General features: G+C 71.9%; 20 protein-coding genes. 15 read left to right on the top strand and 5 right to left on the bottom strand.

Annotated features, from left to right (window positions below; genetic code table 11):
* Positions 1 to 91: 91 nt before the first annotated feature.
* The 3 genes from E1284_RS26640 (at position 92) to E1284_RS26630 (ending at position 2101) form a co-directional block, all read left to right on the top strand.
* The gene (locus tag E1284_RS26640; protein ID WP_131942878.1) at positions 92 to 532 is read left to right on the top strand and encodes a hypothetical protein; all 441 of its coding nucleotides are present in this window, start codon (positions 92 to 94) and stop codon (positions 530 to 532) included.
* 95 nt (positions 533 to 627) lie between these two features.
* Positions 628 to 828 (top strand): ferredoxin, encoded by a 201-nt coding sequence (locus E1284_RS26635; RefSeq protein WP_131942877.1) that lies wholly within the window; start codon positions 628 to 630, stop codon positions 826 to 828.
* A 1-nt stretch (position 829) separates the two neighbouring features.
* Positions 830 to 2101, top strand: coding sequence for a cytochrome P450 (locus E1284_RS26630; RefSeq protein ID WP_131942876.1), 1272 nt, complete (start codon positions 830 to 832; stop codon positions 2099 to 2101).
* Here the strand turns inward: E1284_RS26630 and E1284_RS26625 are convergent.
* Genes E1284_RS26625 through E1284_RS26610 form a run of 4 tightly spaced genes read right to left on the bottom strand, consistent with a single transcriptional unit; the run spans position 2098 to position 5349 of the window.
* Positions 2098 to 2877, bottom strand: a complete 780-nt coding sequence (locus E1284_RS26625) for an HpcH/HpaI aldolase family protein (protein ID WP_207923965.1) — start codon at positions 2875 to 2877, stop codon at positions 2098 to 2100. The genes E1284_RS26630 and E1284_RS26625 overlap by 4 nt on opposite strands.
* Entirely contained in the window at positions 2867 to 3757 is an 891-nt protein-coding gene (locus tag E1284_RS26620; protein WP_131942875.1) for an ABC transporter permease, read from the bottom strand. Before E1284_RS26620 ends, E1284_RS26625 begins: the two co-directional genes overlap by 11 nt.
* An 8-nt stretch (positions 3758 to 3765) precedes the next feature.
* On the bottom strand, positions 3766 to 4566 hold the full coding sequence (locus E1284_RS26615) for an ABC transporter ATP-binding protein (RefSeq protein WP_131942874.1): 801 nt from the start codon (positions 4564 to 4566) through the stop codon (positions 3766 to 3768).
* A gap of 9 nt (positions 4567 to 4575) precedes the next feature.
* Positions 4576 to 5349 carry an IclR family transcriptional regulator gene (locus E1284_RS26610; RefSeq protein ID WP_131942873.1) on the bottom strand — a complete coding sequence of 258 codons (774 nt, stop codon included), beginning with the start codon at positions 5347 to 5349 and terminating at the stop codon, positions 4576 to 4578.
* A gap of 301 nt (positions 5350 to 5650) precedes the next feature.
* On the opposite strand from E1284_RS26610, the gene E1284_RS26605 reads away from it, so the two are divergent.
* From E1284_RS26605 to dacB, 10 genes are all read left to right on the top strand, one after another.
* The gene (locus tag E1284_RS26605) at positions 5651 to 6556 is read left to right on the top strand and encodes a DUF6282 family protein (RefSeq protein WP_131942872.1); all 906 of its coding nucleotides are present in this window, start codon (positions 5651 to 5653) and stop codon (positions 6554 to 6556) included.
* 33 nt (positions 6557 to 6589) lie between these two features.
* The gene (locus tag E1284_RS26600; RefSeq protein ID WP_131942871.1) at positions 6590 to 7480 is read left to right on the top strand and encodes a cupin domain-containing protein; all 891 of its coding nucleotides are present in this window, start codon (positions 6590 to 6592) and stop codon (positions 7478 to 7480) included.
* Positions 7477 to 8568, top strand: a complete 1092-nt coding sequence (locus tag E1284_RS26595) for an ABC transporter substrate-binding protein (protein ID WP_207923964.1) — start codon at positions 7477 to 7479, stop codon at positions 8566 to 8568. The genes E1284_RS26600 and E1284_RS26595 overlap by 4 nt, the downstream gene beginning before the upstream one ends.
* A gap of 64 nt (positions 8569 to 8632) precedes the next feature.
* The gene (locus E1284_RS26590; protein ID WP_131942870.1) at positions 8633 to 9724 is read left to right on the top strand and encodes an ABC transporter substrate-binding protein; all 1092 of its coding nucleotides are present in this window, start codon (positions 8633 to 8635) and stop codon (positions 9722 to 9724) included.
* Between the two features lies 1 nt (position 9725).
* Positions 9726 to 10700 carry an LLM class flavin-dependent oxidoreductase gene (locus E1284_RS26585; protein WP_131942869.1) on the top strand — a complete coding sequence of 325 codons (975 nt, stop codon included), beginning with the start codon at positions 9726 to 9728 and terminating at the stop codon, positions 10698 to 10700.
* 77 nt (positions 10701 to 10777) lie between these two features.
* Entirely contained in the window at positions 10778 to 11794 is a 1017-nt protein-coding gene (locus tag E1284_RS26580; protein ID WP_131942868.1) for a cyclase family protein, read from the top strand.
* 48 nt (positions 11795 to 11842) lie between these two features.
* On the top strand, positions 11843 to 12580 hold the full coding sequence (locus tag E1284_RS26575; protein WP_131942879.1) for a 3-oxoacid CoA-transferase subunit A: 738 nt from the start codon (positions 11843 to 11845) through the stop codon (positions 12578 to 12580).
* Between the two features lie 23 nt (positions 12581 to 12603).
* On the top strand, positions 12604 to 13299 hold the full coding sequence (locus E1284_RS26570) for a 3-oxoacid CoA-transferase subunit B (RefSeq protein WP_131942867.1): 696 nt from the start codon (positions 12604 to 12606) through the stop codon (positions 13297 to 13299).
* Positions 13292 to 14503: an acetyl-CoA C-acetyltransferase gene (locus tag E1284_RS26565; RefSeq protein ID WP_131942866.1), complete on the top strand. Its 1212-nt coding sequence runs from the start codon at positions 13292 to 13294 to the stop codon at positions 14501 to 14503. The genes E1284_RS26570 and E1284_RS26565 overlap by 8 nt, the downstream gene beginning before the upstream one ends.
* 92 nt (positions 14504 to 14595) lie before the next feature.
* Entirely contained in the window at positions 14596 to 16131 is a 1536-nt protein-coding gene (gene dacB / locus E1284_RS26560) for a D-alanyl-D-alanine carboxypeptidase/D-alanyl-D-alanine endopeptidase (RefSeq protein ID WP_131942865.1), read from the top strand.
* A 21-nt stretch (positions 16132 to 16152) separates the two neighbouring features.
* Here the strand turns inward: dacB and E1284_RS26555 are convergent, their stop codons facing one another.
* Entirely contained in the window at positions 16153 to 16761 is a 609-nt protein-coding gene (locus E1284_RS26555) for a hemerythrin domain-containing protein (protein WP_131942864.1), read from the bottom strand.
* Positions 16762 to 16977: 216 nt separating this feature from the next.
* Here E1284_RS26555 and E1284_RS26550 point away from each other — a divergent pair, with 216 nt between their 5' ends.
* Complete coding sequence (locus E1284_RS26550) at positions 16978 to 18189, top strand: hypothetical protein (RefSeq protein WP_131942863.1); 1212 nt, start codon at positions 16978 to 16980, stop codon at positions 18187 to 18189.
* Between the two features lie 206 nt (positions 18190 to 18395).
* Positions 18396 to 18809 carry a hypothetical protein gene (locus tag E1284_RS26545; protein ID WP_131942862.1) on the top strand — a complete coding sequence of 138 codons (414 nt, stop codon included), beginning with the start codon at positions 18396 to 18398 and terminating at the stop codon, positions 18807 to 18809.
* Positions 18810 to 18811 lie beyond the last annotated feature (2 nt).

The following is an 18811-nucleotide window of genomic DNA, read 5'->3' as shown; positions in this document are numbered from 1 at the left end:
GGCCCCAGGCGCTTCCCACCCCCCGCCCGTCCGGGATCGGCCCGCGGAAAAGTTCCGGAGGGTTGATCCGGCGGCCGGGTATACCCGTGCAATGGGTATGGGCATCGTTCTTCGTCTACTCGTGGCCGCCGGACTCGCGGCCGACGCCATCGTGCACTGGCGGTTCGCGCCGGACATGGCCCCAGGGCCGAACACCCCCGACGACGTCATCCCCGGGGACGACCTCTTCTACGGGCAGGCCATCGCCGCCGCGGTGGCGGCCGTCCTCGTGCTGGTGTGGGCGCGGAGGTGGACCTACGCCATCGCGTTCATCGTCGCGGCGAGCGCCGCAGGCGCCGTCCTGCTCTACTACTTCGTCGACTTCGGGCAGCTCGGCCCGATCCCGCGCATGTACGACCCGCAGTGGTACGCCGACAAGACGATCAGCTTCACCGGTGAAGCGGTCGCCGCGATCGGTGCGCTCATCGGCTTCCTCACCGTCCACCGGAAGGAGCCGACCGAACCCGGCGCCACCCGCGCCTCCGTAGGCTGAAAGCCGCGACGCGCACGGCGACCTTCCGTGCCCCCGGCCCGGATCGTCGCCGCGCTCGCACCGTCCGGCGCTACGGCCTCCACGGAAGGAACGCCATGAAGGTGCGGATCGACTCCGAACGCTGCCAGGGGCACGGCCGCTGCTACGACCTGGCACCCGACCTCTTCGGCGAGGACGAGGAGGGCTACGGCACCGTCCTCGGCGACGGCGCCGTGCCCGCGGACCGGGAGCAGAACGCCCGCCTCGCGGCGGCGAACTGCCCGGAACGCGCCATCGACGTCCTCAAGGAGGCATGACATGGCCGCCGACGACCGCTTCTCCGGCAGCCGGGACACCACCCCGCTCGGCACCCGCAACGAGGTCGTCACCGGCCCGGTGTCGGACTGGGCGACCGACTTCTCCCACCTGGAACCGGAATGGGCCGCCGACCCGTACCCGATCCAGGACCACCTGCGGTCGCGCTGCCCCATCGCGCGGACCGAGCGGTTCGGCGGCGGCTGGCTGCCGACCCGGTACGAGGACGTCGCCGCGATCGCCTACGACACCGAGCGCTTCACCTCCCGGTCGGTGGTGATGAGCAACTACCGGCCGCCGCGGGACGTCGCGCCGGTCGGCGTCACGCCGCCGATCTCGTCCGACCCGCCGTTCCACCACGACGCGCGCAAGCTGCTGCTGCCCGCGTTCACCAAGTCCGCCGTCCGGAAGCTGGAGGAGGGGACGCGGGCGTTCTGCCACGGGCTCGTCGACTCCTTCGAGGGCCGCGACGTCGTGGACGCCGCGCACGAGTACGCCCAGCACATCCCGATGCGGGTCATCGCCGACATGCTCGGCTTCCCGCCCGAGGACGGCCCCCGGTTCCGCGAGTTCGTCGAGAACACCCTCGAAGGCGTCAACCTGCCGCCGGACGAGCGCATCGCCCGCATGGACACGCTGTTCGATTACCTGCTGGAGCAGATCCGCGACCACGTCGCCAACCCGCGCGACGACCTCACCACCTACCTGATCGAGGCCGAGCTGTACGGGCGGAAGCTCGACGCGTCGCACGTGTCCGGGACGATGGCGCTCCTGCTGATCGCCGGCATCGACACGACCTGGAGCGCGATCGGCGCCTCGCTGTGGCACCTGGCGAAGACGCCGGCCGACCGCGAGCGCCTCGTCGCCGAACCGTCGCTGCTGCCGACCGCGATGGAGGAGTTCCTCCGCGTCTACGCGCCGGTCACGATGGCGCGGCTGGTGAAGGAGGACATGCACTGGCGCGGCGTCGACATGAAGGCCGACGACTGGGTGCTGCTGTCGTTCCCGGCCGCCAACCGCGACCCCGCGCAGTTCGAACGGGCGGACGAGGTCGCCATCGACCGGGAGGTGAACCGGCACGCCGCGTTCGGCCTCGGCATCCACCGCTGCGTCGGCTCGCACCTGGCCCGCATGGAGCTGCGGGTCGCCCTGGAGGTCTGGCTGGAACGAATCCCGGCCTTCACCCTGGCGGACCCGTCGGCGGTGACCTGGGCCGCAGGCCAGGTGCGCGGCCCCCGGACCCTGCCCCTGCGCATCGCGGAGCGGCCGGGCTAGGTCCGGAGCGGCACGGGATGCTCCTTGATCTGCTGGACGAGCGCCGTCGCGGCCTTCGCGAGGAGGGTGGTGTCGTTGGCGGCCACCACGAAGCCGAAGCCCTGCGCGATCGCGCCGGCCGCCGCGGTCGCGCTCCCCACCGCCGTGCCGCAGGGACGGCCCGCGGCCTCGGCGGCGTCCAGACCCGAGCGGATCAGCTCGGCCAGCCGGGGGTCGCCCGCGCCGACCCCCATCGAGAGCGCGAGGTCCGCGGCGCCGATGAGGACGGCGTCCACACCCGCGACGGCGAGGATGCCGGCGGCGTTGCGCAGGGCCTCCTCGCTCTCCAGTTGCGGGATGCACAGGGCCCGCTCGTTGCCGAAGCGGAGGTAGTCCTGGCGGGGGCGCAGCCCCCAGCCGCCGGCGCGGCTCGTCCCGCCGGAACCGCGGGTGCCCGCGCCGGGGAACCGCACCATGCGCACGACCGACTCGGCCTGCTCGACCGTGTCGACGTGCGGGACGAGGATCCCGGCGGCGCCCGCGTCCAGGACGCGCTGCACGATCCCGTGGTCGTGGGAGGGGACGCGCACGAGCGGCACCATCCCGAGGCCGGACGCCACGACGATGTGCCGGTAGGCGTCGGACATGCTCAGCATGGAGTGCTCGAGGTCGATGACGATGAAGTCGAAGCCCGCGGAGGCGGCGATCTCGACGCTCTCCGAGCCGGTCATCTTGATCCAGCTTCCCAGCGGGACACCGCGTCCGGCCGCGAACAGGTCGGGGAGATCAGAGGTCACGTGCGTGCTCCTTCCCGGAGGGCGCCCAGAACACCAGCCACCTGTTGGCGGTCACGACGACCGCGTGCAGGGTCATGCCGATGATCGACAGCAGCACCACGACGGCGAACGTGCGGGCCACGTCCATGTTGAAGTTGGTCGCCTGGATCGTGTAGCCGAGGCCGGCGGTGGCGCCGACGAACTCGGCGACGACGGCGCCGGTGACGGAGAGGATCACCGCGACGTCCAGGCCCGCGAAGATGTGCGGGAGCGCCGAGGGCAGCCGCAGCCTGCGCATGATCTGGAACTCGCTGGCGCCGAAGGACCGCAGCATGTCGATCTGCTCCGGCTCGGCCGAGCGCAGCCCGAGGATCGTGTTGACGAGGAGGGGGAAGTAGGCGATCAGCGCGATCGTCAGGACCTTGGACGTCATGCCGATGCCGAACCACATCAGCAGCAGCGGCGCCATGGCGACCTTGGGGATGGTCTGGATCAGCACGAGGATCGGCAGCAGCGCCTTGTCCATGATGCGGAACTGGGTGATCAGCGCCGCCGACGCCAGGGCCATGCCGATCGCCAGGCCGAAGCCGATGAGGATCTCCTTCATGGTGACCCACATGTGCTCCAGCAGGAACCCGCTCTCCAGGCCGTCCACCAGCGAGCGGACGACGTCGGACGGGGCCGGCACGAGCACGATCGACACGTCGAAGGCGCGGACGATCAGCTGCCACAGGCCGAGGAGGATGAGGAACAGCCCCCAGCTGAGCACGAACCCGGGGACCTGCCGCCGGGGCGCGGTGCGCGCCGCCGGGCGGTGCGCGGGCTCACGGGTCTCGCGGTCGCCGTCGTCGCGGTCGCCGGTCGCGACGCCGGGCGCGGTCCGCGTGTTGCCAAGCTTCATGATCACCCCTAGTGCGCGCTGTGCTCGGAGTTGAGGAGGACTCGGATGCGGGAGGCGATGGCGCCGAACTCCGGCGTGTTGATGTCCTCCAGCCGCCGGGGGCGGGCCAGGTCCACGTCGATGACCTCGGCGATGCGGCCGGGCCGCGGGGTCATGACGACGACGCGGTCGGACAGCAGCACGGCCTCCGGGATGCTGTGGGTGACGAACAGGACGGTCTTGCGGTCGCGTTCCCAGATGTCGAGCAGGTCCAGCCCCATCTGGTCGCGGGTCATCGCGTCCAGCGCGCCGAACGGCTCGTCCATCAGCAGGATGCGGGGGTCGTGCAGCAGCGCCCGGCCGATGCCGACCCGCTGCTGCATGCCGCCCGACAGCTCGCTCGGGTACTGGTCGGCGAAGTCGCGCAGCCCGAGCATGTCGAGCTGCTCGGCGACGCGGCGGTCCAGTTCCGCCCGCGGCAGCCGGGGCTGCAGATCGTGGGAGATCAGCATGTTCTTCGCGACGGTGCGCCACGGCAGCAGCAGGGGCTGCTGGAAGACCATCCCCAGCATGTTCGCGTGGCTGCGGGACGGGCCGAACACGACCTCTCCGGTGGTCTGCCGGGTCAGCCCCATGATGATCTTGAGTAGGGTGCTCTTGCCGCAGCCGCTCGGGCCGACGATCGAGACGAACTGCCCCTCGGCGATGCTCAGGTCGACGTCTTCCAGCGCCAGCACGGCCCGGCCGCGCTTGGCCTGGTAGCGCATGGAAATGTTGCGGAGTTCGACGGCGACGTCGGTGACGGTCGGCGGGCGCGATGGTGTTGGCATGCTCACGTCCTAATCGCTGGGGTCGCTCTGGGCGTCGGGCCAGGTTCCGCCCATCTCCTTGGTGAGGGCGGAGGCGGTCTCCTTGACGGCGAGTGCCGGCCGGCCGTCCGGTGCCGTCGGCAGCATCCGGTCGGTGCCGATCGCGGCGATGGTGGCGCACACCCCGGAGTCGGCGAACACGGGCGCCGAGATGACGCTGATGCCGCGCCGGTTGGCCGGGTAGATGCTGAGCCCGGTCTTGCGGGTGGTGGCGATCCGCTCGACCAGCCCGCTGCGCTGGGCGGACGGCAGGGACGCCAGCAGCCGGTCGACCTGGAGCTGGTCGGGCAGGTAGGCCAGGAAGGCGATCGCCTGCGCGGTGTCGAGGGACAGCTGCGACCCGACCCGCACCGTGACGATCGTGCCGTGCGCCGAGTCCTCCTCGACGAGCGACACCACCGGGCCGGAGGGCCCCCACAGCGACAGCACCGCCGAGACCTCCGTCCGCTGGGCGAGGTCGCGGAGGTGGGCGGGGGCGAGCTGGATGATGCGCCGCTGCCCGATGGCGAACGCGCCGAGCTGGATGATCAGCCGGCCCGGCGTGTAGCTCGCGGTGCGGCTGCCGCGCTCCAGGAGCCCGGCGGCCGTCATCGAGGTGAGGTACCGGTGCACCGTGGTGCGGTTGAGGTTCAGCCGCTCCGTCGCCTCCGACACCGAGAGCTCCGGATCCTCCGGCCCGAACAGGCCGAGTATCTGGGCCATCCGGCTCACGGCCTGGATATCCGACTGGCCCTGCTCCGTCATCTGGCTCCCCCTCGGCCGCGGGTTCCGGCCATGCTCGCTATCCGAACTTGATGTTCAAGATATGTGTGAGGACGCAGCGTAGCAAAGTGATCTGGATCACGCAAGAGGGCACGTCCGCGAGATTGATCGGTCGATGGATCGCTCGCGGTGCTGTCGCTTCGGCCGATAGAAGGCCATATCCACGGCTATCCGGGGCTGTTGGCACGGTTCGGAGTGCGCGTGGGCCAAGAAATCGCAGGTCGACCATTGACGTTCACAAAGTGGTCACTTAGTCTGCATCGCGAACATCAGGAGGTTGTAGATGACAGGACCCAGCGGATCAGGAGCCGGCGCGATCACCAACGTGCTGCGCGGCGCGGTCGACATTCACTGCCACTCCGGACCCAGCCCGTTCCCCCGGCGCTTCGACCACGCGGACGCCGCGGCCGACGGCGAGCGGCTCGAGATGCGGGCCATCCTCGTCAAGTCGCACCATCACAGCACGGTGATGGATCTGCTGGCGATGGGCGACCGGCTGACCAAGAGCTCGACCAAGGTGTTCGGAGGCATCGCCCTCAACAGCCAGGTCGGCGGCATCAACCCGTACGCCGTCGCGATGAGCCTGCGGATGGGCGGCAAGGCCGTCTGGTTCCCGACCCTGTCCTCCGGCCGGCACATCGACTGCCATCCCGAGGGGGGCGGCTTCCCCACCGCGACCGTCGAGGTTCCGACCGCGCGGGTGGAGGTCCTCGGCGACGACGGCGAACTCGTGCCCGAAGCGCTGGAGGTGCTCGACCTCATCGCCGAGAGCGGCGCGATGCTCTCCGGCGGCCACCTCCCGCCCGAGACCATCGCCCAGCTCTTCGAGGAGGGCGGCCGACGCGGCATCACCCGCAAGGTGATCAACCACCCGAACTTCGTCATCGGCGCCGAGCCGGAGCAGTGCCTGGACCTGGTGCGCGGCGGCGCCTATGTCGAACACGAGGTCGGCATGTACGACCCGGAGGGATACCGCAAGTGGGATCCCCGGGACCTGCTCACCTGGATCGAGACCATCGGCCCCGAGCACACCGTCCTCGCCTCCGACCTCGGGCAGGCCAACCGGCCGCTGCCGGTGGACGCGTTCATCCGGGTCGGCTCGGCGCTGCTCGACCTCGGCCTGAGCGAGTCGGCGCTGCGCCAGATCACCTGCGTCAACCCCGCGTACCTGCTCGGCCTGGACGACTGAACCGGGCGGACGACCGCAGAACAGGAGCCCCAAGTGCAAGCGCAGCAGCAGAACCAGCCGAGCGTGCCGGCCGCTTACGTCGAGTTCCCCGGCCTGGAGCCGAGCACGCGCTCGGCGGCCGGCACCCGGACCTGGCTGGCCCGCGGGCAGAACTTCGTGGTCGCCTACTCCTCCGCCGTCGAGGGGGACGAACTGGCCCGCGAGGACCAGGCCGACGAGTACGTCGTCGTCCTGCCCCACGAGGGGTGCGCGGTGACCGTGCGCACCCCGGACGACAAGCGGACGGTGTCGGGCCAGGCCGTGATCGTCATGCCGCCCGGCTCGTCCTCGGTCGTGGCGGACGCCGACTGCGACATCGTGCGCCTGTTCACCGTGGCGTCCGACGAGGCGCTCGCGCGGCAGAGCCTGAACCAGGACGCCTACGAGCGGCCCAACACCCGGGTCGCGCCGTGGGCGCCCTGGCCGGACCCGCCCGCCGGCCACCGCATCCGCGCCTACCCCCTGTCGGAGGTGCCGGTGGACCCCGACCGGTTCGGGCGCATCTTCCGGTGCAGCACGTTCATGGTGAACTTCCTCAACCCGCGGTTCGGCGTCCGGGACCCCGAGGCGCTCTCCCCGCACCGGCACGACGACTTCGAGCAGTGCTCGCTCGCGGTCGAGGGCGACTTCGTCCACCACATCCGCACGCCGTGGACGCGCCGGATGAGCGACTGGCTCCCCGACGACCACCGGGAGTGCGGCAGCCCGTCGGTCGCCGTGATCCCGCCGACGGCGGTGCACACGACGCAGGCGATCGGGCCCGGCCGCAACCAGCTGATCGACATCTTCTGCCCGCCGCGCGCCGACTTCTCCGCACGGCCGGGCCTCGTCCTGAACGCCGACGAGTACCCCGTCCCCGGCCCGTCCGGGGAGGATGGAGCATGAAGCTGCGGATCAAGCCGCTGGCGGGCCTCGCCGCGGTCGTCCTCGCGGCCTTCACCGCCGCCTCCTGCGGGTCGTCCGGCCCGGAGACGACGGCCGACGGCCGGGACGTGCTCAAGCTGGCGATCGCGACCCCGACCTGGAACGCCGGCTTCTCCACCCTCGCGGTCGCCGAGACCCGCAAGTACTTCGAGCAGGAGAAGGTGGACGTCCGGATCTCGCTGTTCGCCTCCGGGACGCAGGCCGCGCAGCAGGTCATCGCGGGGCAGTCCGACCTCGCGCTGGTGACCGCCGAACCGGTGGGGATCGGGAAGGAGAAGGGGACCGCGCTGGTCTACTTCGCCGGCTACTACCCCAAGTGGATCTCCAACATCCAGGTGCCCGCCGGGTCCGGCGTGCGGAGCATCGCCGACCTGCCCGGCAAGCGGGTCGGCGTCACCGCCGTGGCGAGCTCCGGCGCGACGTTCGTGCGCACCGCCATGAGCATGGAGGGCCAGGACCCCGAGTCGGTGAAGTTCATCCCGATCGGCGGGGGAGCGGAGCAGCTCAACGCGATCAAGAGCGGGAAGGTGGACGTGCTCGGCCTCTGGGACACCCAGTACCAGATCATCGAGAACGCCGGGATCGGCCTCACCCCGCTGCCGATCGCCTCGACGGCGAACCTGTTCGGCGGGGGCTTCGCGGTCAGGGCCGACGATCTGAAGGACCGGCGCGACCCGCTCACCCGGTTCGGCAGGGCGATGGCCAAGGCCATGGTGTTCGCCCAGGCGAACCCCGAGGCCGCGGTACGCGACCTGTGGAAGCTGCACCCGGAGGCCCGGGGGCCGGCGTCCACGCCCGAGCAGACCCTGCTCGCCGATCAGGCCAAGGTCCTCAAGGTCCGGCTGGACGGCCAGGGCGTCGAACCCGGGCACGACCGCTGGGGGGAGATGGACGAGAAGGCCGTCGCGGCGACGGTGTCCTTCATGAAGGAGGCAGGGCTGATCAAGAAGACGTTCCCCGCCACCGAGATCTTCACCAACGACCTCATCCCCGAGATCAACACGTTCTCCTACGCCGATGTCCGTGCCGCGGCGAAGGCCGCGAAATAGCCGGTGTGCCACCGTCCCCCGCCTTCCTCCACCCACCCCGGAAATCCGCACCAAGGGGGATTTCATGAGAACCATCAGACTGACCCGGCTGGCGCCGGCCGTGGCGCTGGCCGCGGCGGCCCTCGGGCTGGCCGCGTGCGGCGACTCGTCCGGCGGCACATCGCCCGACGGCCGTGACACGATCAAGCTCGCGATCGGCTCGCCGAGCTGGAACGCCGGCTACGCCACCCTCGCCGTCTCCGAGGCCAGGGGCTATTTCGCCAAGGAGAACCTGGACGTCGAGGTGCTGCTGTTCCCGTCCGGTACCCAGGTCGCCCAGCAGGTGATCTCCGGCAAGGTGGACGTCGGGCTGATGACGCCCGAACCCGTCGCCATCGGGCACACCAAGGGCACCGACCTGACGTACTTCGCGCAGTACTGGACGCGCTGGATCTACAGCCTGAAGGTCCCGGAGGGGTCGGGGATCGCCTCGGTCGCCGACCTGGAGGGCAAGCGCGTCGGCGTCACGGCGGTGGCCAGTTCGGGCGCGACCTTCGCCCGCACCGCGCTCAAGATGCAGGGCCTCGACTCGAACTCGATCAAGCTGGTGCCGATCGGCGCCGGCGCGGAGCAGCTCAACGCGATCAAGAGCGGCAAGGTCGACGCGCTCGCGCTGTGGGACACCCAGTACCAGATCGTCGAGAACAAGGGCGTGAAGCTCAAGCCGCTGCCGGTGCCCGGCACCGAGAACCTGTTCGGCGGCGGGTTCGCGGTGAAGAAGGGCGACCTGAAGGACGAGCGGGACACCATGGTCAGGCTCGGCCGCGCGTTCGCCAAGGGCGTGGTCTTCTCCCAGGCCGACCCCGAGGCCGCGGTGCACGACCTGTGGAAGCTGCACCCCGAGACGAAGGGGACGGCGGCGGAGGAACAGGTACTGGACGAGCAGGTCAAGGTGCTCAAGGTCCGGCTGGACGGCATGAAGGTCGCGCCCGGAGAGGGCGATCGCTGGGGCGAGATGGACCCGGCCGGGGTCACCGCGACCGTCAAGTTCGCCACCACCGCCGGCCTGATCGACAAGGAGTTCCCGGCCGCCGACATCTTCACCAACGACCTCATTGCGGAGATCAACGAGTTCTCCTACGCCGAGGTCCGCGCAGCGGCGAAGAAGACGTCCTGACATGGGAACGGATCCTGCGCCGGCGGACGGCGTCAGGCTCGGCGTGGCGGTCGACCTGGGCTCGGCGGCGGCGACCCGCCCCCAGGTCGACCGCGCCGCGGGCCTGCTGGAGACGGCGGCGGCGAACGGGCTGACGTCGGCGTGGGTGGGCGAGAGCTACCACGTCCGGCCCGAGGTGTTCCACCTGCCGGCCGTGCTGATCGTCCTCGGCCATCTGGCCGGGCGGACGGACCTGCCGCTCGGCACGGCGGTGCTGCTCGCCCGCGCGTACGAGCCGCGCCGGCTCGCCTACGAGGCGGCGCTCCTGGACCAGCTGTGCGGCGGCCGGCTGAGCCTCGGCCTCGCCCTCGGCAACGCCGACCTGGCCGGACGGGTGGGCGGCGGCACCGACGGCCGGAAGCCGGCGGAGTGGTTCGCCGACTTCGTCGCCCTCCTGCGCGAGACCTGGTCGGGGGAGGCGGGCGCGCCGGTCGCCCCGCCGCCCGCGCGGCCGGGCGGCCCGCCGATGCTGCTCGGCGGGCGGACCCGCGCGGCGGCCGTCCGGGCGGCGACCCTCGGCGACGGCTACTACGCGGCCACCAACTACGGCGACGAGCTGCTGGCCGCGCGGGCCGCCGACTACTGGGCCGCGCGGGCGGGCGGACCGGGCGACGTGGCGGTCACCCGGCTGTGCCTCGTGGACGAGGACGCCGGCCGGGCCCGCGAGGCGGCGGCCCGGTACTTCGCCCCCGTCACCGACTACTACACGGCCCGGCGCGCGTGGATGGGCCTGGACGGGCCGGAGACGCCCCGCTTTCCGCTGGTCGGCTCGCCCGCCGACGTCGCGGCGGCGCTCCGGCGCTACGCGTCGGTCGGCGTCACGTCCGTCCAGCTCCGGGTCGCGCCCTACGGGACGCCACCGGAGGTGGCAAGGCGGACGCTGCGCCTGGTAGGCGAGGCGGTACTACCGGAGCCGGCCCAGGACCAACCCTGTTGACTTGCGGCGTGTTGCCCCTAAGCGCTCGCCCATAAGGGCAACACGCCGCAAGTCAACGAGCAGTGAACGAGAGGGGAATGGACAAGGTGGACGCGCAGGACGGCATTCCGACGTACCGGGAGCTGCTCGCACGCGAGGACGCGCCGCCCGGCTCGTCGTGGGGCGTCTTCGGCGCCGGCGACCAGCTGGGCACGCTCAACTTCATCGGACCGGACCAGGTGCGGGACGCGGTCGGCCTCGTCCGCCGCGGCTCGGTGTTCAATCTCGACTACCCGCTGAACGCGTTCGTCCCGCCGCCGGCCGGGACGCGCCCGGCGACCGTGCACACCATCTTCGCCAACAATCCCAACCACCGCGACGACTGGCTGGACTCCTTCTACCTCCAGTCGACGTCCCAGATCGACGGGCTGCGGCACATCCGGCACCCGAAGTACGGCTTCTACGGCGGTGTGCCCGACGACGAGATCGCCGAGGAGACCCCGGCGCTCGGCATCCAGGCGGTCGCGCAGCGCGGCATCGTGGCGCGGGGCGTCCTGCTCGACCTCGCCCGGTACTTCGCGGGCCGCGGCACGCCGCTCGACCTGGCCGGCAATTACATGATCACCCCGGCCGACCTGGACGCCGCGGCCGCGGCGCAGGGCGTGGAGTTCCGGCCGGGGGACGTGCTCCTGCTCCGGGTCGGCTGGGCCTCGTACTGGCTCAACGAGGTCACCGAGGAGGACCGGCGCTCGTTCAAGTCCAGAATCAGGCACCCCGGGCTGATCCAGTCGCACGAGATGATCGGGTGGCTCTGGGACCACCGGTTCGCCATGGTCGCCTCCGACGACCTGGGCGTGGAGTCGCATCCCGTCAACCCCGACTCCGGCCTCGTCGACCCGGACGAGCCGCCGCCCGAACGCGGCGTGGTCCACAACGGGATGATGCACCGCCCGCTGATCGCGCTGCTCGGCCTCTTCCTCGGCGAGCTGTGGAACCTGGAGGCGCTCGCCGCGGACTGCCATGCCGACCGCCGCTACGACTTCATGCTGACCGCGAAGCCGCTGAACCTCATCGGCGGCGTCGGGTCGCCGCCCAACGCCATGGCGATCAAGTAGGGAGGACGCGACGGTGCACGGTGACAACGGCCGGGTGACCGGCCCGTGATGCGGCTCGCCGCCGACCCGGACGAGGCCGTCCGCGGGGTGGCCGACGGCGCCACGGTCCTGATCGGCGGGTTCGGGAACGCGGGCATGCCGATGGCGCTGATCGACGCGCTGCGCCGCGCCGGACCGCGCGGACTGACGGTCGTGAGCAACAACGCCGGCAACGGCACCACCGGGCTGGCGTCGCTGCTCGCCGCCGGGCTGGTGCGCAGGATCGTCTGCTCGTTCCCGAGGCAGCGCGACTCGTTCGTCTTCGACGGCCTGTACCGCGACGGCCGGATCGAGCTGGAGGTGGTGCCGCAGGGCAACCTGGCCGAGCGGATGCGCGCCGCGGGCGCCGGCATCGGCGCCTTCTACACGCCGACCGGGGCCGGGACGCTGCTCGCGGACGGTAAGGAGACGCGGTGGATCGGCGGCCGCGAGCACGTGCTGGAATACCCCATCCGCGGCGACATCGCGCTGATCCGCGCCCACCGGGCCGACCGCATGGGCAACCTCGTCTACCGCAGGACCGCGCGCAACTTCGGCCCGGTCATGGCCACGGCGGCGGCCGTCACCGTGGCCGAGGTGGAGGAGGTCGTCCCGACGGGGGCGCTGGATCCGGAGACGGTCGTGACCCCTTCCATCTACGTGGACCGCGTCGTGGTCGCGCGCCGGCCCGTGGTGGGAGGCCCCGTGGTGGAAGGCCCCGTGGTGGGAGGCGCCGTGGTGGGAGGCGCCGTGGTGGAGGGGCCGTGAAGGAGGCACCTGAAGGAGGCGCCGTGAAGATCGTCCGTCCGCCGCTCGAACACCTGGACCGCGGCCCCCTGGACCGGACGGAGCTCGCCGCCCTTGTCGCGCGCGACATCCCGGACGGCGCCTACGTCAACCTCGGGATCGGCCTTCCGACGACGGTCGCGTCCTTCCTCGACCCGCCCGGCCGGGTCGTCCTGCACACCGAGAACGGCATGCTCGGCATGGGGCCCGAGGCCCACGGCGACGACATCGACCCGGACCTGCTCAACGCGGGCAAGGTCCCGGTCACCGAACTGCCCGGCGCCGCGTACTTCCACCACGCGGACTCTTTCGCGATGATGCGCGGCGGGCATCTCGACGTCTGCATCCTGGGCGCGTTCCAGGTCGCGGCGAACGGCGACCTGGCCAACTGGCACACCGGCGACCCCGGCGCCATCCCCGCCGTCGGCGGCGCGATGGACCTCGCCATCGGCGCGAAGGCCGTCTACGTGATGATGGACCTCTTCACCAGGGACGGCGCACCGAAGCTCGTCCCGTCCTGCACCTACCCGCTCACCGGACGCGCCTGCGTGAGCCGCGTCTACACCCGCCACGCCGTCTTCCACCTCGCCGCCGGGGCGGTGCGGCTGGTCACGACCTTCGGCATCACCGCGGACGAGCTGGCCCAGCGCCTGGACGTGCCGCTCGTCCACCACATCGAACAGGGAGAACATCGTGCGTGAAACGGTGATCTGCGAACCGCTGCGGACCCCGGTCGGCCGGTTCGGCGGGGTGTTCCGGTCGGTGCCCGCCGCCGATCTCGCCGCCGCGGTGATCCGCGCGCTGCTCGACCGGACGGGCCTGTCGGGCGACGACGTGGACGACGTCCTGCTCGGGCACTGCAACCCGAGCGGTGAGGCGCCCGCCATCGGCCGGGTCGCGGCGCTGGACGCCGGCCTGCCGGTCACCGCGACCGGCCTGCAGGTGGACCGCCGGTGCGGGTCGGGGCTGCAGGCGGTGATCAGCGCCGTCATGCAGGTCCAGACGGGCGGCGGCGATCTCCTGCTCGCGGGCGGGGTGGAGAGCATGAGCCAGGCCGAGTTCTACGCGACCGGGATCCGCTGGGGCGTGCGCGGCCCGGACGTGCCGCTGCACGACCGGCTCGCCCGCGCGCGGGTGACCGCCGGAGGCGCGAACCACCCGGTCCCGGGCGGCATGATCGAGACGGCGGAGAACCTCCGGCGCGAGTACGGGATTCCGCGCGAGGAGCAGGACCGGCTCGCCCTCGCCTCCCACCGGCGGGCCGTCGCCGCAGCCGAGGCCGGGCGGTTCGACGACGAGATGGTGCCGGTCACCGTCCCGGGCCGGAAGGGCGACACCGTCGTCGACCGCGATGAGCATCCCCGGGCGGACACGACGCTGGAGGGGCTGGCCGCGCTCCGCCCGGTCATGGGGCGCGCCGACGCGGAGGCGACGGTGACGGCGGGCAACGCCAGCGGCCAGAACGACGGCGCGGCGGTGTGCGTGGTCACGACGCGGGAACGCGCCGCGGAACTCGGCTTGCGGCCGCTCGCCCGGCTCGTGTCGTGGGCGGTGGCCGGAGTGCCGCCCCGCACGATGGGCATCGGCCCGGTCCCGGCGACCGAACTCGCCCTGCGGCGGGCGGGCCTGAGCCTCGGCGACATGGACCTCATCGAGGTGAACGAGGCCTTCGCGGTCCAAGTGCTCGCCGTCACCCGTGAGTGGGGCTTCACCGAGTCCGACTTCGACCGCCTCAACGTCAACGGCTCCGGTATCTCGCTCGGCCATCCCGTCGGGGCGACCGGCGCCCGTATCCTGGCGACCCTGCTGCACGAGATGGACCGCCGGGAAGCCCGCTACGGGCTGGAGACCATGTGCATCGGCGGTGGCCAGGGGCTGGCCGCCGTCTTCGAGCGGATCGCCTGAGCGCACTCGCGGCGCAGCGGGGCCGGCGGGTGGCCGTTTCCGGTTTACACGAATGGCCGACCGCGTCGGCGGGATGGGTTTACGCTCACTCCATGCATGATCAACTGGTGCGGGTCTCGTCCGTCCTGGTCGCCGGTGCCGTGGCGCTCACCGCGCCGGCCGTGCCCGCGCGGGCGGCCGCACCGGGTGACCTGCGCGGCGACCTCGACGCCGTCCTCGCCGACGCGCGGCTCGACGGCGCCACCGTCGGCGTGGTCGTGCGGGACGCGCGGACGGGCGCCGTCCGCTACTCGCGCGGCGCGGCCACGCCGGTGCTGCCCGCCTCGAACCTGAAGATCTACACCTCCAGCGCGGCGCTGTCGCTGCTCGGCACCGGGTACCGGTTCCGCACGAGCGTGTACGCCGCGCCGGTCTCCGGGACGACGGTCACAGGCGATCTGTACCTGAAGGGCACCGGCGACCCGACGATGCGGGCCGCCGAGTACGACCGGCTGGCCGCGCAGGTCGCCGCGAAGGGCGTCCGCCGGGTGGAGGGCGACCTCGTCGCGGACGACACGTGGTTCGACGACGTCCGGACGCCGTCCCACTGGGACCCGACCGACCTGCAGTACTACTACGCCGCGCCGATCTCCGCGCTCAACGTCGCGCCGAACGACGACTTCGACACCGGCTCGGTCAACGTGTCGATCGGCCCCGGCGAGGAGGGCGGGCCGGTGCGGGTCGGGCTCGTCCCCGCGACCGACGCCGTCAAGATCGACAACCGGGCGGTGACGGGACGGGCCGGTTCGCCGTCCACGCTGTCGATCAACCGGGCCGTCGGGAGCGACAGCATCGTGGTGAGCGGCTCGTATCCGGTGAGCGGCTCGACCTTCAGCACGCTGCGCACGGTCGGGAAGCCGACGATGTACGCGGCGGACGTCTTCCGGAAGGCGCTGCAGGCCCACGGCGTCCAGGTGGAGGGCACGACCGAGCGCGGCAGGACGCCGGCGCGCGCCGCCCGGATCGCCTCCCGCGCGTCGATGCCGCTGTCGGAGCTGATGGTCCCGTTCCTGAAGCTGAGCAACAACATGATCGCCGAGATCCTGGTCAAGGCGATCGGGCGGAAGGCCGGGGGCGAGGGCAGCTGGGACGCCGGGCTCCCGGTGATCGAGCGGTACGCCCGGTCCCTCGGCGTCCCGTCCGACCGGCTGGAGATGGCCGACGGGTCGGGGCTGTCGCGGCTCGACCGCACCACCGCCGGGGACGTGAGCACCGCGCTGCGGCAGGTGCGGAAGGCGCGCTGGTTCCCGGGCTGGTACCGGGCGCTGCCCGTCGCCGGAGACCCGGACCGCATGGTCGGCGGCACGCTGGCCTCGCGGATGGGCGGCACCCCGGCCGCCGGGAACGTCCACGCGAAGACGGGCACGCTGACCGGCGCCACGGCCCTGTCGGGTTACGTCACGGACGCGTCCGGGCACCGGCTCGTCTTCTCGGTGATCCTCAACGGCTACAAGGGCGGCGCGCCCAAGGACATCGAGGACCGGATCGCGGTCCGCCTCGCCGGCGGGACGTCCTCCGCCGTGCTGCGCATGCGGCGCACGACGCAGCCGGGCCCGCAGCTGGAGTGCTCCTGGACCAAGAGCTGCTGACCGCCCGGTTCCCGCCGCGCGTCAGTGCTTGTCGTGCGGCTTGTCGCGCGGCTTGTCGCGCGGCCTGTCGCGCGCGTCCCGGATCAGGTCGCGGACGCGGTCGACCACCGCGAGCATCGGCCCGGCCAGCAAGTTCTTCTTCGCCGACTCGGCCCCGGCGTGCGGGTGCGTCGGCGCGCCCGCCTCGGCGGCGCGGACGGCGGCGGCGAAGCCCCTGAGCTGCGCCGGGCTGAACTCGACCTTCAGCCGGTCGAACTCGTAGCGCTCCTCGGCGCGGGCGTGGGTCAGCACGTCCACGCGCAGCCGGTCGAGCGACTTCATGAAGCGCGGGTCGTCGATGTCCATGCCGTCCAGTTCGGACAGCAGCTCCTTGGCCTCGCGCTCCTCGGCGAGCCGGTCGTCCACGATGCCGTCGCCGCCGGGAAGCCGCCGGGCCATCGGATGGACGATCTCCTCCTCGGCCGTCTCGTGGATCGCCAGCAGCTTCACGAGCTCCCGGAAGGACCGCTCGCGCTGCTTCCCCTCGGAGCGCGTCACCTCGTCGAACAGGTCCCTGATCCGGCCGTGCTGCGCGCGCAGCAGGTCCACGACGTCCTCGGTCGTCCCGGCGCCTGCGGGTGTGGTCTGCATCGGTGCTCGTCCTCGATCCCTCGATGGCGTGCCGTCCGGGCGGCGGCTGGACGTGTGGGTACCCGGCGCCGCCCCTGGTAAGCCGACGCGCGGAGAGGCGCGGGCAAAGAAGGCGTCTGGGATCCGGAATCACGGTGCGGACCCCGTGCGGAACACGGCCGCCCGGGTAGGAGCGCCCTCCGGAACGTCCACGAGCCGAGAGGAAAGGGTGAGCCCGTGGCCTTCAACCCGCTCGAACACCGCGGCATCCCGCTGGAGGACCAGTTGCGCAACTGGGCGCAGTTGGACGTCGCGCCGGTCGACCCCGACCATTCCGACCCCTACACCCGGTGCCGGATCATCACGATGAACGGGATCGAGGTGGAGGCGATCATGTTCAGCCACCACTTCGCGCGGATCTGCCCCGACCCCGAGGTCAAGCAGCAGTTGGCGAGCGTCCGCTACATCGAGGCGCAGCAGCAGAAGGTCGTCAACTGGCTGCTGCCCGGGCAGGCGTCGGTGCTGGAGACGACCCTGGCCTACGAGCAGGTCGCCGTCGACCTGACCGGGTGGGTGGCGCGGCAGGAGCCCGACCCCTACCTCAAGCAGTCCTACGACTTCGGGCTGCTGGAGGACTTCGACCACCTGTACCGGTACGCCAACCTGTACGAGATCATCGAGCACCGCAAGGCCGAGAAGATCGTCGACCAGCTCACCGAGGTGATGCCGGGACGGCCCGGTTACCTGCAGCACCGCGATCCGGTCGACAACGTCCGGCAGCCCTACGACCGCGAGGCAGCGGCGCCGATCTCCAAGCTGCACGCGCTGACCATCATGTCGGCCGAGCAGCAGACGATGAACTTCTACATGAACATGGGCCCGCTCTACATGGAGCCGATCGCCCGCCAGCTCTACCAGGAGATCGGCCTGGTGGAGGAGGAGCACGTCACGCACTACGAGTCGCTGGTCGACCCGGGCGAGACGTGGTGGGAGCGCCTGGTCAACCACGAGTACAACGAGTGCTACCTGTACTACTCGTTCATGCAGACCGAGACCGACCCGCGTGTGAAGGGCATCTGGGAGCTGCACCTGAACATGGAGCTGGAGCACCTGCGCATCGCCTGCGACCTGATGCGCCGCCACGACGGCCGCGACCCCGAGTCGGTGCTGGCGCCGGAGCTGCCCGAGCCGGTCACGTTCGAGCCGAACAAGCAGCTGATCCGCGAGCTGCTGGCCACCCAGATCGACTGGACGACGCTCGGCACCGGGTACGTGCAGGAGGCGCACCAGCGGTTCGAGGCGTACCAGGACAAGATCAACGCCGAGCGGGGGGCGCAGGAGCGGGTCATCGACGAGCACCGCGACAAGTTCGGCGACGAGTACCGCTTGGAGATCGAGGGCCCGCACCCCGTCCAGCGGCTCCGTGACAAGGCCGCTGCCCGTCGCTGAGGACTGCCGGGCCCCCCGCCCCGCGGCGGTTCGGGGGCACGATCCGCCGAGTAAGGACTGACCGGGGCCGGTGCGGGGAACAGTTGGCGTACGGTGCATGAGCGCTGGAGGACCGGGCACACGAGGCAACGACCGTGCTCCGGTGCCGGCGCTCGCCGGCCGGGAGGGCCCGTCGGGCCGGAGCATGTTCGTGATCGGAGAGGCACATGAGCACCGTTCCCGCGCCCACCACCACGGAGCCGCTGCTCGCCGGCCGCTGGCAGCTGCCGGTCGGCCGGGTCGCGGTGGGCAACGTCCGGGGCATCATCCGCGGCGCGCTGCAGTCGTGGGGGCTGGGCCCGGCCGCGGGCAGCCTGACCGACCGCGTGGCGCCGCTGGTCCAGGACCTCGTCGCGCGGACCGCGACCCGCTGCCGCGGCCCCCTCGTCCTGCGGCTGGAACTGCACCAGCCGTCCCGGCTGCTGCTGGGCGAGCTCCACGACGCGGCCGCCGACCGGCTGGGACGCCCCGGCTCCCACCTCGCCGCGATCGCCGTCACCTACGGCAGGCGGCACGGCCGCGGCGCCGCCGCCTGGTACACGCACGCCTTCGTGTGGCCGGCCCTCCCCGCCCCCGCCTGACC

The sequence above is a fragment of the Actinomadura bangladeshensis genome, assembly GCF_004348335.1.
Lineage (GTDB): Bacteria > Actinomycetota > Actinomycetes > Streptosporangiales > Streptosporangiaceae > Spirillospora > Spirillospora bangladeshensis.
Note: the sequence above shows the minus strand (reverse complement) of the source record. Positions and strands in the feature narration are given on the sequence as shown.

What these genes read in the sequence shown, in the direction of transcription:
- dacB (WP_131942865.1), top strand. Translation starts at nt 14,596, where the DNA reads ATGCATGATCAACTGGTGCGGGTCTCGTCCGTCCTGGTCGCCGGTGCC.
- E1284_RS26555 (WP_131942864.1), bottom strand. Translation starts at nt 16,761, where the DNA reads ATGCAGACCACACCCGCAGGCGCCGGGACGACCGAGGACGTCGTGGAC.
- E1284_RS26640 (WP_131942878.1), top strand. Translation starts at nt 92, where the DNA reads ATGGGTATGGGCATCGTTCTTCGTCTACTCGTGGCCGCCGGACTCGCG.
- E1284_RS26610 (WP_131942873.1), bottom strand. Translation starts at nt 5,349, where the DNA reads ATGACGGAGCAGGGCCAGTCGGATATCCAGGCCGTGAGCCGGATGGCC.
- E1284_RS26590 (WP_131942870.1), top strand. Translation starts at nt 8,633, where the DNA reads ATGAGAACCATCAGACTGACCCGGCTGGCGCCGGCCGTGGCGCTGGCC.
- E1284_RS26580 (WP_131942868.1), top strand. Translation starts at nt 10,778, where the DNA reads ATGGACAAGGTGGACGCGCAGGACGGCATTCCGACGTACCGGGAGCTG.
- E1284_RS26635 (WP_131942877.1), top strand. Translation starts at nt 628, where the DNA reads ATGAAGGTGCGGATCGACTCCGAACGCTGCCAGGGGCACGGCCGCTGC.
- E1284_RS26575 (WP_131942879.1), top strand. Translation starts at nt 11,843, where the DNA reads ATGCGGCTCGCCGCCGACCCGGACGAGGCCGTCCGCGGGGTGGCCGAC.
- E1284_RS26585 (WP_131942869.1), top strand. Translation starts at nt 9,726, where the DNA reads ATGGGAACGGATCCTGCGCCGGCGGACGGCGTCAGGCTCGGCGTGGCG.
- E1284_RS26605 (WP_131942872.1), top strand. Translation starts at nt 5,651, where the DNA reads ATGACAGGACCCAGCGGATCAGGAGCCGGCGCGATCACCAACGTGCTG.
- E1284_RS26620 (WP_131942875.1), bottom strand. Translation starts at nt 3,757, where the DNA reads ATGAAGCTTGGCAACACGCGGACCGCGCCCGGCGTCGCGACCGGCGAC.
- E1284_RS26595 (WP_207923964.1), top strand. Translation starts at nt 7,477, where the DNA reads ATGAAGCTGCGGATCAAGCCGCTGGCGGGCCTCGCCGCGGTCGTCCTC.
- E1284_RS26615 (WP_131942874.1), bottom strand. Translation starts at nt 4,566, where the DNA reads ATGCCAACACCATCGCGCCCGCCGACCGTCACCGACGTCGCCGTCGAA.
- E1284_RS26545 (WP_131942862.1), top strand. Translation starts at nt 18,396, where the DNA reads ATGAGCACCGTTCCCGCGCCCACCACCACGGAGCCGCTGCTCGCCGGC.
- E1284_RS26630 (WP_131942876.1), top strand. Translation starts at nt 830, where the DNA reads ATGGCCGCCGACGACCGCTTCTCCGGCAGCCGGGACACCACCCCGCTC.